This window comes from Oxalobacteraceae sp. CFBP 8761 (genome assembly GCA_014841595.1).
GTDB lineage: Bacteria > Pseudomonadota > Gammaproteobacteria > Burkholderiales > Burkholderiaceae_D > Telluria.
Map to the genome: position 1 here is coordinate 1,021,291 of JACYUE010000002.1, position 18,714 is coordinate 1,040,004.

Below are 18,714 nucleotides of genomic sequence, written 5' to 3' on the forward strand. Positions count from 1 at the left end.
GGCTCAGAACTCCCTCATCCTGCCGATGATTATGTATAATGCCGTGCAACAGGAAGCGTGGCCGAGTGGTTGAAGGCAGCAGTCTTGAAAACTGCCGACGGTGTGAGCCGTTCGTGAGTTCGAATCTCACCGCTTCCGCCAAGTCAAGTAAGAGGCCCTAGCAATAGGGCCTCTTTTCATTAGTTCTCATAGAGCTCATTGGTTCAAACTCTATCCGCCTTCGTCCGATTGAATCGGCCTAGACCGTATTGGTAGAGGTTGGAGCAGGAACGGTGATCGTTCATAATCGATTGAAAACACGATCAGTGCCGAAGTTGAAGGAACCAGGCTGCTGCGGTAATGGCGGTGCCCTTCGGCTTCATGCTCTAAGACAGTGATTAAGAACTGAATCTCTCGATACACAATTGCGATGGGGCGGCGCGAGATAGGACCCGGTTCGCTACTGTCGTAAGCTTCGCCGTTTGCCGCGAGAAGCTCCAAGGCGTGCAGGATGCTGCTCTTGGACGGCATCGAGCCGCATCCCGAAAATCACGGATACGCTGAATTGCTTGCTGTCACGACTGCCAAAATTACAATGTACGATTAGCGCGCAGTGCGCTACATCCAAGTCCACCGTTCCAGATGGAAAAATGCAAAGAATGCTAATCGGTGGCTAAACTCCTTCGTCACCTCTGTCTCGTCCTTAACTGGAACATTTCTTTTTGTGAAGATAAATACCGGATTGGGTGTAACAGTGTTGTCGCGGATTAGTAGAAAAAATTTGAGGCCGCGGCCCGATTGCGTGGACGTATCGAGAATATTCTTCACCGGCAGCTTTGCACAAGTGTTACTGCGGTGGAAAACCTCTACGATGATGGGCCATCTTAACTTCGCGCTAGCAAATCCGAAGAAAAGCAGGCTAATGAAAAATTATCCAGTTTTGGCGCGGGATATGACAGGCGAATTCATGCACAGCGCAAAGCTGCGTGAAGGACTTGCTCTGCACATCAACGCAGTGAACCAGCTAAGACGCAATGCGGTAAATTCTCCCGCCTTTGCCCATTGGGGCGGCGCTGGCCTTGCGCTTTAAGCGCAGGATAAAAGCACTCCGGCAAGGAAGGAAAGCAGCCCGTAAAGCTAATTACGCATACCAGTTCACTTCCCTGCGGTTTCACCAGTTCGAGGCGTTATCCATAAGGCGTATATTCGAAGCCATTGCCGATCACTGTAGCCAACCTCGTGAAATTTTCCGCGCTCTCGCTGAAGCTCGCCAGTACTTCGGCGACCGTCAGCTTCCCCTGATCGAGCAAGCCATTCCAGTAAGCGATACCACCAGCATCACCGGCGCGGTTGAGAACATTTTCATAGAACTTGTCGACGATGGCAGCGTGCGTGGGCGCGCTGCCGTATATTTTAAGAAATTCGTCGGCCAAGATGAAATTTTCTGCCACCGTGCTCAATGCCATGCCGCGGTCCATCTGGGCAATCCAGAAACCGAGTCCAACCTGATCCGGCATGCGATCGAATGTCGCCTGGTAGATCCGGTAAGCCTGACCGCCGACCATGTCCGCACCTGTATCGAGTGCGATCGTGGTATCTGTGAACTTGATCCTGTCCGCATCCTCGATCAGGACCGCGGTATCCTTGCCGATGGAACTAAGGAAAGTCAAATCTAGCACTCTGTCGATGCTGTAGGTATCGGACTTCGCCTGAACGGCGACCATACTGCCAGGTTTTCCATCGCCAGAAAGGACGGCCTGTTGGTCACGCACCGTGTGGCCCAGGTCGCGCAGTATGCCGATGACAACCGGGTCGAGTGAAATGCGGATGCCATTGAGCGGGGCCGAATAACTCATCAGACTCTCGGCACCGGTCAGCCGTCCCTCGGCAAAGCTGATTGCATCGCCAAGGTGAACGTTAGTCAGCGGGACATTGGCGCCATAAGCTGCGCGCGCGTGATCGCCGACGAAGAAGCTTCGGTCGCCCTCGAACTTGACCAAACTGTCGAAATTGCTAATGACGGGTCCCGTAAACGAGGCGCCGGTATTAGCCAGCCAGCCATTGAATCCAACGGTGTGCAAAAGTTCATGCAACATGACTCGAAAACCATCGGTCTTATCGACAGGAATATCGTTGCCAGTGCTAATCGTCTGATCAAACCAGTAGTAGCGATCGAGATTGGCAATGCCGACGTTGATGACTGCATCGGGGCTGACACTATTGGGATCGACACCTGTCCTGATTTCTGCTGCCACGCCGGACTCGTATAGTGTATAGGCTTTACCGTCTTGCGCCTTGATCTGGCCGGACGCTGCAGAGTGGATAGCACTAGCACTCATCGTAGCAATAACGGGATCGAAGCGCAGGTCAACGGAGATTGAGCCCGTGCCGCTGATGTACGTCGATAGCCACAGGCCCGCGGCGCGTGCAGTCTCGAGAATTAGCGCCTGCTTCTGTTCTTGTCCGGCCAGGCCTTCGCCTGCCAATGTGACGGTGTAATTTGTGCTCAACCAAGCTCCCTTATCTATAAAAGAAACGGCAGCATGATGGTGCTTGCCCTGTTTCTGGATTGTAGTTCATCAGCAAATGACCTGTAGCTGTAAATCCTGTTTAACCCAATATTTTTAAAAGCCATGTCGTTCAAATACATCGTATATTCGCTCTTGCCGACTGTGTTTACTCTCCTGAAGACCATTGACGCCGATTCGTACAGAGAAAGTAAATCGGTCGTAAAGTCTGGAGCGCGTCAATGCAGTGCAAAAATGCAAGTCGGGCGCCGGTCTGACAATACTTGGCCTAAAAGCGCTCGCGATGGAATTCTCAACATGGGGAATGATGAGGACACCCACGGAAACGCGTCGATCGCGCGTTTCTACCAGCATCGGCAAAGGTGTAGTCGGTCGCCGTACCCCCTCATTTGATGGTTGCTCAATCAGCGCGCGTGTCATTGATATCCGGTCTACTGCCTATTCGCTCGCCGCGTCCTGGTTCAGGCCGCTGGCGTGCTGGCTTTCCTCTCTCTCCGGGTGATTGGCGGAGGGTGCAATTCAGGGATGAGTCAAGACGCTCACTGCTTTGCACTGGCCTCTGTAATGGTCAGCCCCCAATCTGGTGCTAAAACGGTAACGTTAATGACTGTACAAATAGATATGCTTCTTTCGTTTTAGCTTTCCTGTAAGAAACACAACTGTAAATATTGTCAGACGGAAAGCAAGGTTTCTTGTTCGAAATCTGGCTCAAGTGCGTGGATAATCGACCCCCTCAGCGACATCGTTCGCCCCCACTTTCCATCCAACATGAAAAATTTCAGTATCAAGTACGTGATCGCCGCCGTCATCGGCTTGCTCATCCTTGCCGTCATCACCGTCGGCGCCCTCGGCTACCACGCCACGCAGCGCTCCGTTGACCTCCTCGAAAACCTTGCACTCACTACAGCCAACCAGCAGATCGGCATGTCCGACCTGAAAATGCGCATGGAAACCAACCGCAGCCACATTCTGCAGGCGCTGCAGCACAACCCTGAAAACAAGCATGCAGGGCTGCATAACCATCCGCTGACGTTCCACAGCGACTTCATCGCCAAGAACAGCGAAGAAATGCGCAAGGAGCAACAGGAGCTGCAGGCGAGTCTGCGCTTCCCCGAAACGCGCGAGCGTTTTGCTGCGTGGATGACGGCCAGCGACAATCTGGGCATCGACATCATCGGCAATGCCATGCGCGCGATTCAATCGGGTCAGTGGGATGACGCCAACCTGATGCTCGGCAAGCAGATCAACCCCACCTACAACAAGTCGACCGAGGCATTCGCTGCATTGCAGAAGCTGATGAGCGATCGCAACATCCGCCAGGGCAAGGAACTGCACCAGGAGCTGGCCGTGCTCAACACCGTCGTGATCGCCGCTATCGTCGTGGCCATCCTGCTGAGCATCGGTGCTGCGTTCTACCTGGTCCGTGCGATCAACACGCCGCTGATGCAAGCCGTGGCCGTGGCACGCCGTGTTGCCGATGGCGACCTGAGTGTCCAGGCGCCGGTCAACTCGACCAATGAATTCGGTCAGCTGCTCGCTGCCTTGCGTGACATGACCGCATCGCTGGCCGGTATCGTCAAGGATGTGCGTAGCGAAAGTGAAGTGATCGCCACGGCATCGACGCAGATCGCCGCCGGCAATATGGACTTGTCGTCGCGTACCGAACAGCAGGCCAGCGCGATTGAAGAGACGGCCGCGTCCGTTGAAGAGCTGACCAGCACGGTGCGCCAGAATGCGGAAAATGCGCGCCAGGCCAATGAGCTGGCGGCATCGGCCACGCAGATCGCGACCCGTGGCGGTTCGGTCGTGACCGAAGTCGTGGGTACCATGGGCGAGATCAATGCGTCGGCCCGCAAGATCGTCGATATCATCGGCGTCATCGATGGCATCGCGTTCCAGACCAACATCCTGGCGCTCAATGCGGCAGTGGAAGCAGCGCGTGCCGGTGAGCAGGGCCGTGGCTTTGCCGTCGTTGCGAGCGAAGTGCGCAATCTGGCGCAGCGCTCGGCCAGTGCCGCCAAGGAAATCAAGGAACTGATCGGCGACTCGGTCAGCAAGGTCGATGCGGGCACGCGCCTGGTCGACCAGGCCGGTGCAACGATGGAAGAAATCCTGCAGAGCGTGCGCCGGGTGGCGGGCATCATGGGTGAGATCAGCGTGGCCAGCGCCGAGCAGAGCTCGGGCATCGAACAGATCCACCAGGCGATCAGCCAGATGGATCAGGTCACGCAGCAGAACGCCGCCCTCGTCGAGGAAGCTGCCAGCGCCGCCACGTCGTTGCAGGAAAGCGCTGCCGGACTGGCCGATCGCGTCAGCGTGTTCAAGGTCGCGCCGGCCGCCGTGTCAGCCCCGGTCCAGGCCGTTACAACGCGCCGTCCGAACGCAATGACGTTCCAGGCGCAATTGGCCTGATATAGATCCGAGCGCCAGAAACTGGCGCTTCAGCGACGCTCGCCAGCCTTGGCGGGCGTCGTTTGCGCCGCATCGATGTCGGCGCCCCAGGCATCCTTGCCCATCACCGCGGTGCCGTTGGCGGTGAAGTCCATGATGGCGTCGGCCGCACGCGCATAGCGTTCCCACACCGGCAGTCCGGCCTCGTTCGGATCCCCGCGCTTCGCAAAATTCACCATATACGTACTCATCGTCTTGCCCATGCCAAGATCACGGGCCGTCGCCTGCGCGCCGTACTTGATGGCCACCGTGTCGAAGAAGAACGGGATATCCGTCGCATGCCCGGCGCCGGCACCCGGCTTCTCGTTGGCCTGGTGCACGTACGAAAAACGGTACGCATACACGGGCGCGCCGTGCCCGGCCAGCGTGCCGGCAAGGCTGCGCGCACCGGCCACCATATACCCGGTCTTGCCACCGATATCCGCGCTGGTTGCACCGATCATCACCGGCACCTTGTGCATGCGGCCTTCGGCAAACGCGGCGCGTGAATCGATCGCCAGCTTGCCGTCGACATAAGGGCCGTGGTACGTCGGCTTGTCGCGCTGCATGAAGTTCGCCAGGTTCAAACCGTCGGCGATCGTGTCCGCCGACAGCGCCCGCAGTTTCTCCAGCGCTTTTGGATCGTCCGCCGCGATGCCCTTGCCGCTCGCGAACTGCACGCCGATTCGTTCGACGTCGGCCAGCGGCGTCGGCGCGGTCCCACCATCGCCGCCCGACATGACTACTGCCTTGGCGAACAAGCCCTTGCTCATCGGCGAGGTCAGCAGCGTATTGACCGACATGCCGCCCGCCGATTCACCGGCGATCGTGACATTGGCGGGATCGCCGCCGAACGCCGCCACATTGCGCTTGACCCATTCCAGCGCGGCGATCTGGTCCATGAAGCCATAGTTGCCAACCACGCCTTTAGCGCCGCTGGTGCCCGTCTCGCGCGTCAGCTGTGGATGGGCAAAGAAGCCGAAGCGCCCAATGCGGTAATTGAAGCTGACGACGAGCGCGCCCTGTTTTGCCAGTTCGGCGCCGGAATAGGTCGGGGGCGACGCGCCGCCATTGACGAAGCCGCCACCATAGATCCAGACGATCACGGGAAGTGGGTCCTTGGCATCGGCCGGCTTCCAGACGTTCAGGTACAGGCAGTCTTCGCTGGGCGTCGTGCCCAGTGGGGCGGCGTCGCTGGGAAAGGGCACTTGCATGCAATCTGCCGCGTAGGCGGTTGCCTGCCGTACGCCCGGCCACGGCTTGGCAGGCACGGGCGGGCGCCAGCGCAGCATGCCCAGCGGCGGGGCAGCGAACGGGATACCTTTCCAGCTGGCGACGCCCGCATCGGTCGAGCCTGCCACCTTGCCAGTGTCGATGGTGATCACCGGTGCGTCTGGCGACGCGGTCGCGCCCGGCGCGGCCACGACGAGGGACACGGCAAACAAGGAAAGCAGAGAACGATGCGACATGGATGGGGCCTCTTGATCGGGTGGTTGAACGGTTGTTAGCAGATAGTAATCGACCTGCGACAGTGAAGGCGGTACGGACGGCTACCGGCAGAGGGGCGGGGGGGCAATCTTGTCCTGGAGGTGGTCAAGCCCCTCAATCTCCGTTACAGTGTTGCAATTCATCCAAAATAGCGGATCGGAAATTGTATTTCCACGGCGCATCTGTAGTAATCCGAATTCACTACCGGTTTCGGCGCTATGATGATGAGCTATTACTCGTTTGCTAATACCGCACATGCAAGGTTTGCTCTGTAGATTTCGACTGTCCACCCTGATGACCCTGGCCGTGTGCGCCACGGTGGCACTGACGGTCGCTCTGCTGCTCGCGGTGGTCAATCATTTTGCGGTGCGCCAGGCCAATGCTGAAGCCCAGTTGCGCCTGCAACAGCTGTCATGGCAAATGCGCGATTCGCTCAATCGCGTCGTCGAGCAGGCCACGGGCGACGCCCGCCTGCTGGCCGCCTTGCCGCAAGTGCGCAATGCACGCAGTCCGGCGTCCGCGCGCATTGCGCTGGAAAGTCTGCAGCAAACGTTCCCCGATTACGCCTGGATCGGCCTGGCCGACATCAACGGCAAGGTCACTGCCTCGACCAAGGGCCTGCTTGAAGGCGCGGACGTCAGCGCCCGGCCGTGGTTCAAGTCCGGCCAGGTGGGCGTGCGCGCTACCGATTACCATCCTGCCGTCATGCTTGAAAAGCTCATGCCCCATGGTAGCGATCCATGGCGCTTCGTCGATGTCTCCACGCCCGTCTTCAGCCATGACGGCGAGATGTTCGCCGTGCTCGGCCTGCACCTGAGCTGGGACTGGGCGCGGCGCCAGGCGCGCAAGCTTCTGACCCCGGCACTGCGCGAATATGGCGCCGAGATCCTGGTCGTGCGCAATGACGGGACGGTCATGCTTGGCCCGCAAGAACTGGTCGAGAAAAAGATTTCAACGGAAAGCCTGCGCCGCGCCAGGCTGGGCGACACGGGCGCGCTGCGCGAAGCGTGGCCCGATGGGCGTACCTATCTCACCGGCTACAGCCAGACGGGCCAGATCGGCAACCAGGCGTCGCTGAACTGGGCGGTGCTGGTGCGCCAGGATGAAGACAAGGCCTTGCAGAGCGCCAAGCTGCTGCAGCACCGGATGCTGATGTGGAGCGGCTTGCTGGGCGTGGTGCTCGCTGTGGTCGCAGCCTTGCTGGCACAGCGCCTGGCGCGTCCGATGACGCGCTTGGGCGAGGCGATCGAGCGGGTGACCGAAGCGACTGCCAGCGGTCACGAGTTGCCGACGATTCCGCATATCCAGGGCTTCTACGAAGCCAATATGCTGTCGCGCACGATGCGCAACCTGGTCGAGAGCGAAGAGCAATACCGGCGCGCCCTGCAGCAGATGAATGAACATCTGGAATCGAAGGTGGCGCAGCGCACGGCGGAACTGCAGGCGCTGCTGCTGCGCGACGTGCTGACGGGGTTGCCGAACCGGCGGGCACTGCTCGAAACGCTGCCCGAGGCGATGGGCCGCGCCAGCCGGGGCGGGCGTCCGGCGGCGTTGCTGTTCATCGACATGGATGGCTTCAAGGCGGTCAATGACAACCACGGTCACGAAGAAGGCGACGAGCTGCTGCGCCAGTTCGGCGCGCGCCTTGCCGGTGCGATTCGCATGACCGATATGGTCGCGCGCCTGGCGGGTGACGAATTTGTCGTCGTGCTGGAAATGCTGACCTCGCGCACTGATGCCGAGGAAACTGCCTGGAAGCTGCTCGACCGCGTGCGCGAGCCGTATCAGCTCAGCACCACCGACGTCACCGTGGGCGCCAGCATTGGCGTCGCGGTCTTCGCGCCGGGCGACAAGCCCGATCTCGATGCCTGGCTGGCGCGCGCCGACCATGCCATGTACGCCGCCAAGCGCGGCGGCAAGAATGCGGTGGCGCTGGCTGCCGTACCAATATGAGGCGCAGGCTGGCCTTTACGCCCCAAGTTGTCCTTTGCGATTGCCAGTAGCCTCCATGAACCAAATCAGCCAGATCATCGCCACCATCAAGCGTCAGCTGAAACTGCAGGGGCTGACCTACCGTGACGTTGCCGTCGCGCTCGACTTGTCCGAGCCGAGCGTCAAGCGCCTGTTCGCCAGCGAGCAATTTACCCTCGACCGGATCGTCGAAATCTGCAGCCTGCTCGGCTTCACGCTGGCCGAGATCACGCAGGAAGCCCAGGCCGGCCAGCGCCGCCTGCGCACGCTCAGCGCCGGGCAGGAAGCCGAGCTGGTGTCGGATCCGAAGCTGTTGCTCGTCGCCGTCTGCGCGCTGAACCACTGGCGCATGCTCGACATCCTTGGCGCCTATGCCCTGACCGAAGCACAATGCGTGCAGCACCTGCTCCATCTCGATCGCCTGCAACTGATCTCGCTCTTGCCGGGCAACCGTATCCGTGTGAACGTGGCGCGCGATTTCGACTGGCTGCCGGATGGCCCGATCCGTGCGTATTTCCGCGAGCAGGGCTTGCCCGAATTTGTGGCTGGCGCGTTCGGCGGGGTGGGCGAGTCGCTCGATTTTGCGCATGGGATGCTGACCGAAAGCGCACGCGCCAAGCTGCAGCAGGAGCTGCGCCAGTTGCGCAGCCGCTTTGCGCAATTGCACGACGAAAGCCTGGCCGCGCCGCTGGCGCAGCGGCGTGGTACCGGCTTGCTGCTTGCCCTGCGCGAATGGGAGCCAGCAGGCTTTGCGTGCCTGCGCCGGTAGAGTATGATCGGTTGCACGTGCTGCACAGTGCCGGAGCGGAAGTCGCCGCTTCTGCAAAGTAATGTGAAGTAATAGACAGATGGGTTCGCGACATTTCGCGGATAGTAGGTGTCAGGGAGATTGTGACGCCATGAAAATGTCTTTCATCGCTATGGCCGTGCTGGGTTCGAGTGCGGTATGTGCTTCGGCACAGGAGTCGGTGGCCACCGCAAGGGGCGCGGGTAATGTTGCGATCCCTGAAACCGTGTGCGCGCAAGATTGCCTCGCCCAACTCCAGCTGGGCGCGCGCGCCGATGGGGTGACTTCACCAGCCGGCAATGCCGTCTTCACCCGCGAATCTGCCGTCGAGCCCGAGCCAACCACCGGGCACGTCGGCGCCGGCACGCTGACCGTTGGCCGGCAATTCAATATCGACTACACGACGCTCAATGACGTGGGCGACCCGTTCCACGGTGGCCTTGCCGCCCAGGCTGCGCCACGTGGCGCACGCGCCGACGACAGCGTCGCTTACGAAGGCAAGCTTGCTGGCGTGTCGACCGGCGCCAAGTGGGGCAAGGGCGACGTCGACGGTTCGCCCTCGGGCCGCGCCTGGGGCATGTCGGTCGGCGTCAATCTCGGGCCACTGACGATTCGCGCAGCCCACCAGAACCGCAATGTGGCCAAGGTCACGCGCTACGACCAGGTCGACATCACGATGGCCGCCAAGAATTCCATCGTTGCCGCCAATATGCGCTTTGACTGGGGCACGGCGTATGCCGCCTACAGTGCCAGCCGCGGCTGGGGCAGCTCGCCGCTGTTCAATCCCGATAATCCCTACAGCGCCGGTGTGGCCGCCACACGTTCCACCAACAGCCGCGACGTGCTCGCCGGGGTGGCGGTGCCCATGAGCCATTCGACCACGCTGCTGGCCTCCTACATCCGGCGCAACGACCGCGACCTGTCCAACCGCGATGCGCGCCAGGTCGCCGTCGGCGCCAGCTACGCCGTCTCGCGCCGCATGGATTTCTACGCTGCGTATTCGCGCATTCAGCATCTGGCTGGCGTGCATCTGGGCGTCAAGCCGAGCAATGGCTCGTCGCTCAACGTCGGGATGCGACGCGCGTTCTGATCACAGCGTGTCCGTTCGTGCGCCGGCCCTGCGTTGCGACAGGAATCGGCAAAATTCAGTAATGTATCTCCATGGTTCATTAACTATTGAGGAGACCTTATGACTGGTACCAGCACACTTGATCCGGATAACTTCCCAGAAGCACCAGACCGCAGCCTGGGCAAGGGCCATGGCGTCGACGCACTCGGCCCGAGCGACTTGTCGGATACCGGCAGCGATGTCGTGGGCGGTCCTGGCTTTGCCAGCAATATCGATCCTGAGCAGACGCTCGATTTCGACGGCGGCACCACGTCCGACCTCGAAGCCGGTCACGCAGGTGAAACGGCCGGGCCGGATGTCGGCGACGCCGATTTCTCGGGCGACAGCGATCGCAGCGGCACGGGTGAACGCGCCGCAGCTGGCCGCGACGCGGTTGTCAGGGACGGCGCCGACATCGACACCGACCGCATCGAGTCGATCCCCGATCTGCCACTGAACGAGGATGACACCGACTTCTTAACGAGTCTTCCGCCGGGTCAGGACGTAAGCCGCTAACAAGGCACCGCTGCCCAACAGGGCAGCGTTGATATATTTCGAGCGCAGCGCTGCCGCCGTGTATTCGCTGTGCTCGATCACGTGATGTGGCGAGCCCTGGCGCTCGCGCAATTCACGCGTGTAGTCGGGCTTGTGCAGGGCGTCGCGCCGGCTTGGGTCGGTGTCGACGTCCAGCTTCTGGTTCACAAACATCGTCGCCTGCAGGAATTTGTCGAACACGCGCGGCAGCAAGCGTGCTCCCGTCGAATTCATCTTGGCCGCACCGCCGACGAACACGTCGCGCTTCGGGTGCTGGGCCGCATACAAGATCGCATCAGCAACGATTTCTGGCGCGTAGACCGGCGCCGGCAGCTTCGGTTCCTTGTCCATATAATTTTTCGCGTGCACGGCAAACATCGTGTCGATCCCGGTCGGCTTGATCAGCGTGACCGACATCGGTGCGCCTTCCTTGTCCAGTTCGATGCGCAGCGCATCCGTGAAGCCCTTCACGGCGTGCTTGGACGCCGCGTACATGCCTTGCAGCGGAATCGCATGGTCTGACAGCTCGCTGCCCAGGTTGATCAGCGCGCCGCCGCCGCGCAGCTTCATGCGCTTGACCGCTTCCATAGAGCCATTGACCACGCCCCAGAAGTTGGTTTGGAACAGGCGGTGGTGGTCTTCGGGCGCCACATCTTCCATCCGGCCAAAGATCGAGATCCCCGCATTGTTGATCCAGGTGTCGATACGGCCAAAGCGCTCGATGGCGGCGTCGCCGATACGCGCCACATCGTCGATATTGCCCACGTCCGCCGTGACGGTGACGACCTCGGCGCCGTTCGTGGTCAGTTCTTCAGCCAGGTGGGCGAGGGCATCGTCGGCGCGTGCCGCCAGCACCAGTTTGGCGCCGCGTTCGGCAGCCATGCGCGCCGTGGTCAGGCCGATGCCGCTGGTGGCGCCCGTGATGACGATGACTTGCTCGTTGATTTTCTTCAGTTTGACTGACATGGATGATCCTTTTTTCTTTGATTTGGTCGAGGAAGGTGTTAGTGAAATGATCACTTCGTGTTTCATAGTGATATTTCAAGAGAAAACGTGGCGCGCGGGTGACGGGGCGGTGCTGGCAGTCGCCCGCTAACGAAAAACGCCGTTCCCACACGATGCGGGAACGGCGTTTCACGAGGACTGCGCAAGCACAGGTCCGGGCAGGCGCAAGGTTATTTCTTGGAGTAAATCTGATCGAACACACCGCCATCGGCAAAGTGGGTTTTCTGCGCCACGGTCCAGCCGCCAAAATCGCTGATCTGGAATAGCTTGATCTGCGGAAATTGCGACGCGTATTTCTTGGCAAATTTCTCGACCGAAGGGCGGTAGTAGTTCTTGGCGATGATGTCCTGGCCCTGGTCGCCGTATAAAAACTCGACGTAAGCCTGCGCCACCGGCCGCGTGCCGCGCTTGTCGACGGTCTTGTCGACGACGGCCACTGGCGGCTCGGCCAGGATGCTGACCGATGGCGCGACGATCTCGAATTTGTCCGGGCCGAGTTCACGCAGCGCCAGCAGTGCCTCGTTTTCCCAGGCCAGCAGCACGTCGCCGATGCCACGCTCGACGAACGTGGTGGTGGCGCCGCGGGCACCCGAATCGAGCACCGGCACGTTCTTGTACAGGCGCGCCAGATAGTCGCGCGCCTTGGCGTCGGTACCGCCCGGCTGGCGCAGCGCGTAGCCATAGGCCGCCAGGTGGTTCCAGCGTGCGCCGCCGGACGTCTTGGGGTTCGGCGTGATCACCGAGATGCCCGGTTTGACGAGGTCACCCCAGTCACGGATCTGCTTCGGATTGCCCTTGCGCACCAGGAACACGATGGTCGACGTGTACGGCGCGCTGCGGTATTTGAGCTTTTGTTCCCAGCCCGGATTGATCAGGCCCTTGTCGCGGATCGCGTCGATGTCGTAGGCCAGCGCGAGGGTGACGACATCGGCCTGCAGGCCGTCGATCACCGAGCGCGCCTGCTTGCCCGAGCCGCCATGCGACTGCTTGATCGTGACGTTGTCGCCGGTCTTTGCTTTCCAGTGCTTGGCAAATGCCGCATCGAACTCGTGGTACAGCTCGCGCGTCGGATCATACGATACGTTGAGCAGGCTGATGTCGGCGGCAAATGCAGGCGCGTGCGCCAGGAGGGTCAGGGCTGCCAGCGAGCTGATGAAGGTTTTGCGAAGCATCGAGTGTCTTTCTCCAGGTTAGAGACAGTAGAGTACGGTCTCGGGCTATAGAAAGAAAACGAATAAATTCAAGCAACCTTATACGATTTCTGCGCCGGCACGGGTGCGGCTCAGTTTGCCTTGGACAGGATGACCAGCCAGCGACGGAACAGCAGGATCTCAACGTGGCCGGCTTCGACGCCCGTATCGCACTCGATAACCGGATTCACGGCGTAGAAACGCTTGCGGAAGTCGCGGGTCACCAGGATTTCGCGACGGCCAATGCGGACCATGAAAGGGGTCGGGGCGTGTTCCATACCAAAAGAGCTATTGAGCGTGGTCATGTTCGTTTCCTCGTATCGAGTGGTTATGCAGTGAAGTAAGAATACCATAACTACTGTATGAATCAACAGTTACTGTTCGGGCATACAGTAGTTTTTGTCGTGTGTGGTATTTTCGCCAAGTCAGTCATAATCGCGTCATCATGACCAAAACACTGCCACGCCTCCAGCGCTTTGCCGCCAACCGCTTCTCTGCCGAGGGCGAATACGGGCTGCACCTGACCATCGGCGTGGCCCTGCTGCTCGCTGCAATGGCCGTGTTCGCCCAGCTTGCCGGCGCCGTCGTGGCCGGCGCGCCGATCACGCAGTTCGACGCCGACATCGCCAACTGGCTGCACCTGCACGCGCGCCAGGGCGGGCTCTTGCGTGATGGGCTCCTGCTCATCACCCACATTCACAGTACGCCAGGGATCCTCATCATTGCCTTCTGCGCGGCGCTGTGGCTGTATCGCAGTGGTCACCGTTACTGGACGATGGCAGTCATCGCCAGCGTGCCGGGTGGAATGCTGCTCAACGTCGCGCTCAAGCACACGTTCGAGCGTGCCCGGCCGCACTTCGACGAGCCGATCGTCACGCTGACCACCTACAGTTTTCCCAGCGGGCACACGATGGCCGCCACCGTCCTGTATGGCGTGCTGGCCTGCTATTTCGCGCGCCGCGCCCAGACATGGCCGGGCAGGGTGCTGCCGTTCGTGCTGGCAGCCCTGATGATTGGCGCCGTGGCGTTTTCGCGCATGTATCTCGGCGCGCACTATCTCACCGACATCCTCGCCGCACTGACGGAGGGCTGCGGCTGGCTCGCGATCTGCATCAGCGGCACCGCCACCCTCAATCGCCGCCGCAGGGCCCGTGAACAGCGCCAGTCCGGTGCGGCCTCACCCCAAGACATGTAAGGAATTTTTCGATGCGCACTCTCGTTCACCTGTCCGACCTGCACTTCGGTCGCGTCGACCAGGCCCTGCTGGGCCCGTTGCGCGAGCTCGTGCACAGCATCGCGGCCGACGTCGTCGTCATTTCGGGCGACCTGACCCAGCGTGCCAAGGTGGAAGAATTCGAAGAGGCGCGCGCGTTTCTCGATTCGCTGCCCGGGCCGCAGATCGTCGTGCCGGGCAACCATGATATTTCGCTGTATAACGTGCTGCGCCGTTTTGCCCGGCCGCTGTCGCGCTATCGCCGCTATATCACCGACGATCTCGAGCCGGTCTTCATCGATGACGAGATCGCCGTCGTGGGTGTCAACACGGCCCGTTCGCTGACTATCAAGGACGGGCGCGTCAGCCACGAGCAGATCGCTGCGCTGCGCGAGCGCCTGAGCGGCCTGAGCCCCGATGTCACGCGTATCGTCGTCACGCACCACCCGTTCGACTTGCCCGATCACTTCGAAAAACGCGACCTGGTCGTGCGCGCGCCGCTGGCGATGGAAGTGTTTGCCGAAACCGGTGTCGATATCCTGATGGCCGGACACATGCACGCCAGCCACGCCGGCAGCACGGCGGCGCGCTACCAGATCGATGCCTATGCGGCGCTGGTGATCCAGGCCGGCACGGCGACCTCGACGCGCGGGCGCGGCGAAGTCAATTCATTCAATGTGGTGCGGGTGGACGCGCAGCGGGTCGACATCGACCGCTACGGCTGGGACGCGGTGGGCGGCAAGTTTGAAGTGGTCAACACCGAAAAGTTCATGCAGGCCGGCAGCGTCTGGTCGCCGCACACCGACGGCATGCTGGCAGCGGGGCTCTGAGGCCCCGCCAGGCGCGATCAGATCCAGTATTCGGTCAGGCGCGCCATCGCTTCGCGCAGGCGGTCCGACCATGGCCGCCGCTTCCAGGCGTCGAGCTTGATTTCCTTCGAATGCACGACGTCTTCCTTGAACGCCGCCTCCATCTCGCGCCCGAAGGCCGGATCCAGCACGACCACATTGACCTCGTAGTTGTGGATGAAACTGCGGCGGTCGATATTGGCTGAGCCGATGGATGACCACATGCCATCGATCACCGTGGTCTTGGCATGCAGGACGGCGACCTGTAACTGGTGGATGCGCACGCCGCCCGCGAGCAGCTCTTCGTAGAACGATTCGCCCGCATGCCGGATGAAGCCGTGGTCGGACACGCCCGGCAGCACGAGCTGCACGTCCACGCCACGCTTGGCCGCAGCGATCAGGCCGTCGACGATCTGGCGGTCCGGCACGAAGTACGCAGCCGTCAAATGGATCGATTTCTTCGATTCGCCAATGGCGACGACGAGCGACTTGTAGATGGCCGAATCATGCTCTGGCGACGTGGCCAGCACCCGCACCACCTTGTCGCCCGCTGGCGCCAGTTGCGGAAAGTAATCGATCTGCGGCAATTCGCCGGCATCCTGGTGCACCCAGTTGTCGATGAATGCCCACTGCAGCGCGCCCACGGCGGGCCCCTGGATCTTGATGTGCGTATCGCGCCAGCCAACCTTGTCGTGGCTCACGTCGTCCGGACGCTTCTTGGAACGGAACAGCGAGCTGTTGGCGTAGGTGCTGCTGATGTTGATGCCGCCGGTAAAGGCCACGAGGCCGTCGACGATCATGATCTTGCGGTGGTCGCGGTTGTTCAGCGCCCATTTGCCAGGGCGCTTGGTCGGGTCCACCGGATTGAAGACCAGCACGTTCACGCCCGCCTGGCGCAGCCGGTCGAAAAATTCCTTCGGTGTCGACAGCGTGCCGACCCCGTCGACCATGATATTGACCACCACGCCTTCGCTGCGTTTCTGCATCAGGATTTCGGCAAACTGCGCCCCAATCTCGTCATGGTCAAAGATATAGGTTTCCAGGTTGATCGATTTTTTGGCCCCGCGCGCCGCTTCCATCATCGCGCGCATTGTCGCCGGGCCGTCGAACAGCAGTGTGACCGCATTACCGGCAATCATCGGCACCCCGGTGGCCTGTTCTTCCAGCACCGCCAGCGCCTTGAGGTCGGTCGACGCGCGGGCCCAGCGCCGCTTGAGCAGCGCTGCCGCCTGTTTCTGCTTGAGTTCGCCATGCTGCGTCGTGACCGTCGGCGTCGACTGGTCAGGCCCTCCGGTCATGGTGCTGGCATCGGGCAGTGACTTGCAGGCCGTGACCGCGCAGGCGAGAGCGGCGATGGCACACCAGGCGGCGAAGCGCTGTTTGATCATTTTGATCCTCGTACGGGTTCTGCATCAGGGGGCGCCAGTTGGCGGTGCTTGGGGCCGAGGAAAAATTCCACCGGCGAATACGCAAAGCGGCGGCCCAGTGCCTGCACCAGCAGGATGCCGCGCTTGAAGCGAATCTTGCGTGCGCGCAGCGCAACCCACAACGCCAGGCCGAAGCTGACCAAGAGGTTGACCGTGCCGATCAGCAGCACACCGGCCGTCGCGTTGATGAGCTGCGGCACGGTCATCTGGTAGTCGAGCGCCACCAGCGCGGTCGCGAAGTTGGCGGCCGAGAATGTGATGTGACGAATGTCGATCGGCAGGCCCAGGAGGAAGCCGACCGTGCCCGTGGTGCCGAGCAAAATACCGAAGAAGAAGTTACCCATCAGGCCACCGAGGTTGTTCTCGACATACGCGCCCAGGCGCGCCAGCCGTGCCGGACCCAGCAGCGTGCGCAGGCCGCGCAATTGCTGGACACGCTGGCCCATGCGGGTGTACAGGGCCTTGTTGTCGTAGTAGCCCGATACCAGGCCGGCCACGAACAGCCAGACACCCGCCACCGCTGCATAGAACAGGGCCGGGCTGTTGACGGGATCGATCTCGTTGAGCAGGTGCAGCGCCTTGATCGGGTCGACCAGATGCTCGCCCCGGTACCAGCGCACGCCCTCGGCGATGGCCCAGGCCACCGGAAACGCGACCAGCACGTTGCCAAGCACCGCCACCATCTGGGTGCGGAACACTTTATTGACGAGCTCAGCGAGCCGGTCGACGTCGAGGCCGCGCCCGGTCGCCGAGCGGTGCAGCGAGGCCGCGATGCGCTGGGCCGTCATGGCCGGCTGCTTGGTTGCGACGGTAAAGTGCAGCATGTGGATCAGCACGAAGCCGAACGAGTAATTCATGCTGAACAAAAAGGCCTGGACCAGCGGCGGCGAGTGCAGGTAGCCCAGCAGAATCTTGAGCAGCGCCATGAAGCCGACGATGAAGCCGGCGCCGGACGACGACCACAGCATCTTGCGCAAGCCCTTGCGGTCTTCGGCGATGTAGTGCTCGCCGGTGCGGCTGGCGTTTTCGGTGACATTGCGCGCCAGAAGGTCGACGTTGTCGCGCACCAGGTTCGTCACCTGGTACTTGGTGTTGTGCGCTTCGATGAGTTCTTCGGCCAGCTCGATCACGGCGCGCTCGCGCGCAGTCAAAACGGGCGGCGGCGGGTCGGTGTCCGTCACGACGGCGAGATTGCCTTGGGGGGGGGGCGTGACGGCCGATGCGGCCACGCCGGCAAGCTGCGGGGTCCCGGCTGCCATGGCGGTCAGCACGCCCTGGGTGGCGGCTTGCGCGTCAGCCGTGCCGGCGTTCGTGGCCACGTCGGGCACGTCCACCAGGAACAGCAGCTTTTGCAGACGGTCGATACTTTGCTGCAGCGCGACCAGCAGGTAGGTCAGGGCGATGCTGGTGCCGCTGCTCAGCGCCAGGCGCCGGATCTTGAGCACCACGTCTTCGCACTGGTCGAGCATCACGAGCAGGTGGCGTGCGTCGTCCGGACGCGGGATGTCGCCGTTCAGGTAGCGCGCGTATTCGTCGAGGTACCGGTTGACCTCGATGTTCTGCATCAGGAACGGTGAATCGAAGTTCTCGATCTGGCTGTAGCTGTGCACCAGGCGCGGCTCCAGGCCCAGCGCGCAGACGCGGCACGATAGCGTGCGGATCGCATCGAGCAGGCCCTTGAGCGTGACCACGCGCGCGCGGCCGGGATTCGCATCGGCCGGGACCGGCGCGCTTTCGATCACATGGAACAGCGCCATCCAGTCGGTATCGGGCACCGCGCGGATCCACGCGTAATCGTCCTGGCGGTACAGCACCTGATCAAGTGCATCGGACAGGTACAGGTCTTCCAGTGCAGGCGGCAGGAAACGGTACGTGATACGGCTTTTCAGCTCGGTGACAAAACCATCGTTCGACAGGATGCCGATGTCGCTGTACAGACTGGTGTGGCGGCGCTTTTCAAGCAGCGTGGTGATGTAGCGGCGCAGGGCCCAGGCCTGGTCGGGATTGCCCTTGAGGAGCTGGGTCAGCGTGCGCACGGACTGGGCCGGATCGTCCACGGTTTGCCATACCCAGCGCTGGCGCGGGCGCAGATGGCACACCAACTCGACCAGCAGGTCGATGTTGTCACTGTTGGGGTCGATTCGTTCGAGCGTAGCAAGCATGAAAAAAATTGATACTGGAAAGCCTCAGTGTACGCGAGGCGCCC

Annotated in this window: 15 protein-coding genes and 1 tRNA gene; 9 read left to right on the forward strand and 7 right to left on the reverse strand. The window is 61.4% G+C overall.

The features are described from left to right. Positions 1-51: 51 nt before the first annotated feature. Both IFU00_16835 and IFU00_16840 read left to right on the forward strand, forming a co-directional pair. A tRNA-Ser gene (locus tag IFU00_16835) sits at positions 52-141 on the forward strand. Positions 142-781: 640 nt separating this feature from the next. Further along, on the forward strand, positions 782-1,069 hold the full coding sequence (locus tag IFU00_16840) for a hypothetical protein (protein ID MBD8543951.1): 288 nt from the start codon (positions 782-784) through the stop codon (positions 1,067-1,069). A 97-nt stretch (positions 1,070-1,166) separates the two neighbouring features. Here IFU00_16840 and IFU00_16845 read toward each other — a convergent pair whose 3' ends face one another. Then, complete coding sequence (locus IFU00_16845; GenBank protein MBD8543952.1) at positions 1,167-2,489, reverse strand: DUF4214 domain-containing protein; 1,323 nt, start codon at positions 2,487-2,489, stop codon at positions 1,167-1,169. Between the two features lie 786 nt (positions 2,490-3,275). On the opposite strand from IFU00_16845, the gene IFU00_16850 reads away from it, so the two are divergent. Beyond that, the gene (locus IFU00_16850) at positions 3,276-4,919 is read left to right on the forward strand and encodes a HAMP domain-containing protein (protein MBD8543953.1); all 1,644 of its coding nucleotides are present in this window, start codon (positions 3,276-3,278) and stop codon (positions 4,917-4,919) included. Between the two features lie 29 nt (positions 4,920-4,948). On the opposite strand, the gene IFU00_16855 is transcribed toward IFU00_16850, so the two are convergent. Then, positions 4,949-6,406, reverse strand: a complete 1,458-nt coding sequence (locus IFU00_16855) for a carboxylesterase family protein (protein ID MBD8543954.1) — start codon at positions 6,404-6,406, stop codon at positions 4,949-4,951. Positions 6,407-6,680: 274 nt separating this feature from the next. On the opposite strand from IFU00_16855, the gene IFU00_16860 reads away from it, so the two are divergent. The 4 genes from IFU00_16860 (at position 6,681) to IFU00_16875 (ending at position 10,807) form a co-directional block, all read left to right on the forward strand. Beyond that, the gene (locus IFU00_16860) at positions 6,681-8,378 is read left to right on the forward strand and encodes a GGDEF domain-containing protein (GenBank protein ID MBD8543955.1); all 1,698 of its coding nucleotides are present in this window, start codon (positions 6,681-6,683) and stop codon (positions 8,376-8,378) included. A 55-nt stretch (positions 8,379-8,433) separates the two neighbouring features. Further along, complete coding sequence (locus IFU00_16865; protein ID MBD8543956.1) at positions 8,434-9,165, forward strand: helix-turn-helix domain-containing protein; 732 nt, start codon at positions 8,434-8,436, stop codon at positions 9,163-9,165. A gap of 130 nt (positions 9,166-9,295) precedes the next feature. Continuing rightward, complete coding sequence (locus tag IFU00_16870; GenBank protein MBD8543957.1) at positions 9,296-10,273, forward strand: porin; 978 nt, start codon at positions 9,296-9,298, stop codon at positions 10,271-10,273. A gap of 99 nt (positions 10,274-10,372) precedes the next feature. Continuing rightward, positions 10,373-10,807, forward strand: coding sequence for a hypothetical protein (locus IFU00_16875; GenBank protein ID MBD8543958.1), 435 nt, complete (start codon positions 10,373-10,375; stop codon positions 10,805-10,807). Here the strand turns inward: IFU00_16875 and IFU00_16880 are convergent. The 3 genes from IFU00_16880 to IFU00_16890 form a co-directional block, all read right to left on the reverse strand. Further along, positions 10,769-11,791, reverse strand: a complete 1,023-nt coding sequence (locus IFU00_16880) for an SDR family oxidoreductase (protein MBD8543959.1) — start codon at positions 11,789-11,791, stop codon at positions 10,769-10,771. The two genes, IFU00_16875 and IFU00_16880, sit on opposite strands and share 39 nt — an antisense overlap. A gap of 209 nt (positions 11,792-12,000) precedes the next feature. After that, entirely contained in the window at positions 12,001-13,002 is a 1,002-nt protein-coding gene (locus IFU00_16885) for a sulfate ABC transporter substrate-binding protein (protein MBD8543960.1), read from the reverse strand. A gap of 110 nt (positions 13,003-13,112) precedes the next feature. Further along, entirely contained in the window at positions 13,113-13,325 is a 213-nt protein-coding gene (locus IFU00_16890) for a hypothetical protein (GenBank protein MBD8543961.1), read from the reverse strand. A gap of 140 nt (positions 13,326-13,465) precedes the next feature. Between IFU00_16890 and IFU00_16895 the strand changes: the two genes are divergently transcribed. Both IFU00_16895 and IFU00_16900 read left to right on the forward strand, forming a co-directional pair. Beyond that, on the forward strand, positions 13,466-14,215 hold the full coding sequence (locus IFU00_16895; GenBank protein MBD8543962.1) for a phosphatase PAP2 family protein: 750 nt from the start codon (positions 13,466-13,468) through the stop codon (positions 14,213-14,215). A gap of 11 nt (positions 14,216-14,226) precedes the next feature. Next, entirely contained in the window at positions 14,227-15,063 is an 837-nt protein-coding gene (locus IFU00_16900) for a metallophosphoesterase (protein ID MBD8543963.1), read from the forward strand. A gap of 17 nt (positions 15,064-15,080) precedes the next feature. Here IFU00_16900 and cls read toward each other — a convergent pair whose 3' ends face one another. Continuing rightward, on the reverse strand, positions 15,081-16,469 hold the full coding sequence (gene cls, locus IFU00_16905) for a cardiolipin synthase (GenBank protein MBD8543964.1): 1,389 nt from the start codon (positions 16,467-16,469) through the stop codon (positions 15,081-15,083). After that, complete coding sequence (locus IFU00_16910; GenBank protein MBD8543965.1) at positions 16,466-18,670, reverse strand: site-specific recombinase; 2,205 nt, start codon at positions 18,668-18,670, stop codon at positions 16,466-16,468. The genes cls and IFU00_16910 overlap by 4 nt, the downstream gene beginning before the upstream one ends. Between the last annotated feature and the right edge of the window lie 44 nt (positions 18,671-18,714).

Coding starts and splice junctions, on each gene's coding strand:
- IFU00_16855 (MBD8543954.1), bottom strand. CDS start 6,406: ATGTCGCATCGTTCTCTGCTTTCCTTGTTTGCCGTGTCCCTCGTCGTG.
- IFU00_16880 (MBD8543959.1), bottom strand. CDS start 11,791: ATGTCAGTCAAACTGAAGAAAATCAACGAGCAAGTCATCGTCATCACG.
- IFU00_16875 (MBD8543958.1), top strand. CDS start 10,373: ATGACTGGTACCAGCACACTTGATCCGGATAACTTCCCAGAAGCACCA.
- IFU00_16910 (MBD8543965.1), bottom strand. CDS start 18,670: ATGCTTGCTACGCTCGAACGAATCGACCCCAACAGTGACAACATCGAC.
- IFU00_16890 (MBD8543961.1), bottom strand. CDS start 13,325: ATGACCACGCTCAATAGCTCTTTTGGTATGGAACACGCCCCGACCCCT.
- IFU00_16860 (MBD8543955.1), top strand. CDS start 6,681: ATGCAAGGTTTGCTCTGTAGATTTCGACTGTCCACCCTGATGACCCTG.
- IFU00_16900 (MBD8543963.1), top strand. CDS start 14,227: ATGCGCACTCTCGTTCACCTGTCCGACCTGCACTTCGGTCGCGTCGAC.
- IFU00_16865 (MBD8543956.1), top strand. CDS start 8,434: ATGAACCAAATCAGCCAGATCATCGCCACCATCAAGCGTCAGCTGAAA.
- cls (MBD8543964.1), bottom strand. CDS start 16,469: ATGATCAAACAGCGCTTCGCCGCCTGGTGTGCCATCGCCGCTCTCGCC.
- IFU00_16895 (MBD8543962.1), top strand. CDS start 13,466: ATGACCAAAACACTGCCACGCCTCCAGCGCTTTGCCGCCAACCGCTTC.
- IFU00_16885 (MBD8543960.1), bottom strand. CDS start 13,002: ATGCTTCGCAAAACCTTCATCAGCTCGCTGGCAGCCCTGACCCTCCTG.
- IFU00_16850 (MBD8543953.1), top strand. CDS start 3,276: ATGAAAAATTTCAGTATCAAGTACGTGATCGCCGCCGTCATCGGCTTG.
- IFU00_16870 (MBD8543957.1), top strand. CDS start 9,296: ATGAAAATGTCTTTCATCGCTATGGCCGTGCTGGGTTCGAGTGCGGTA.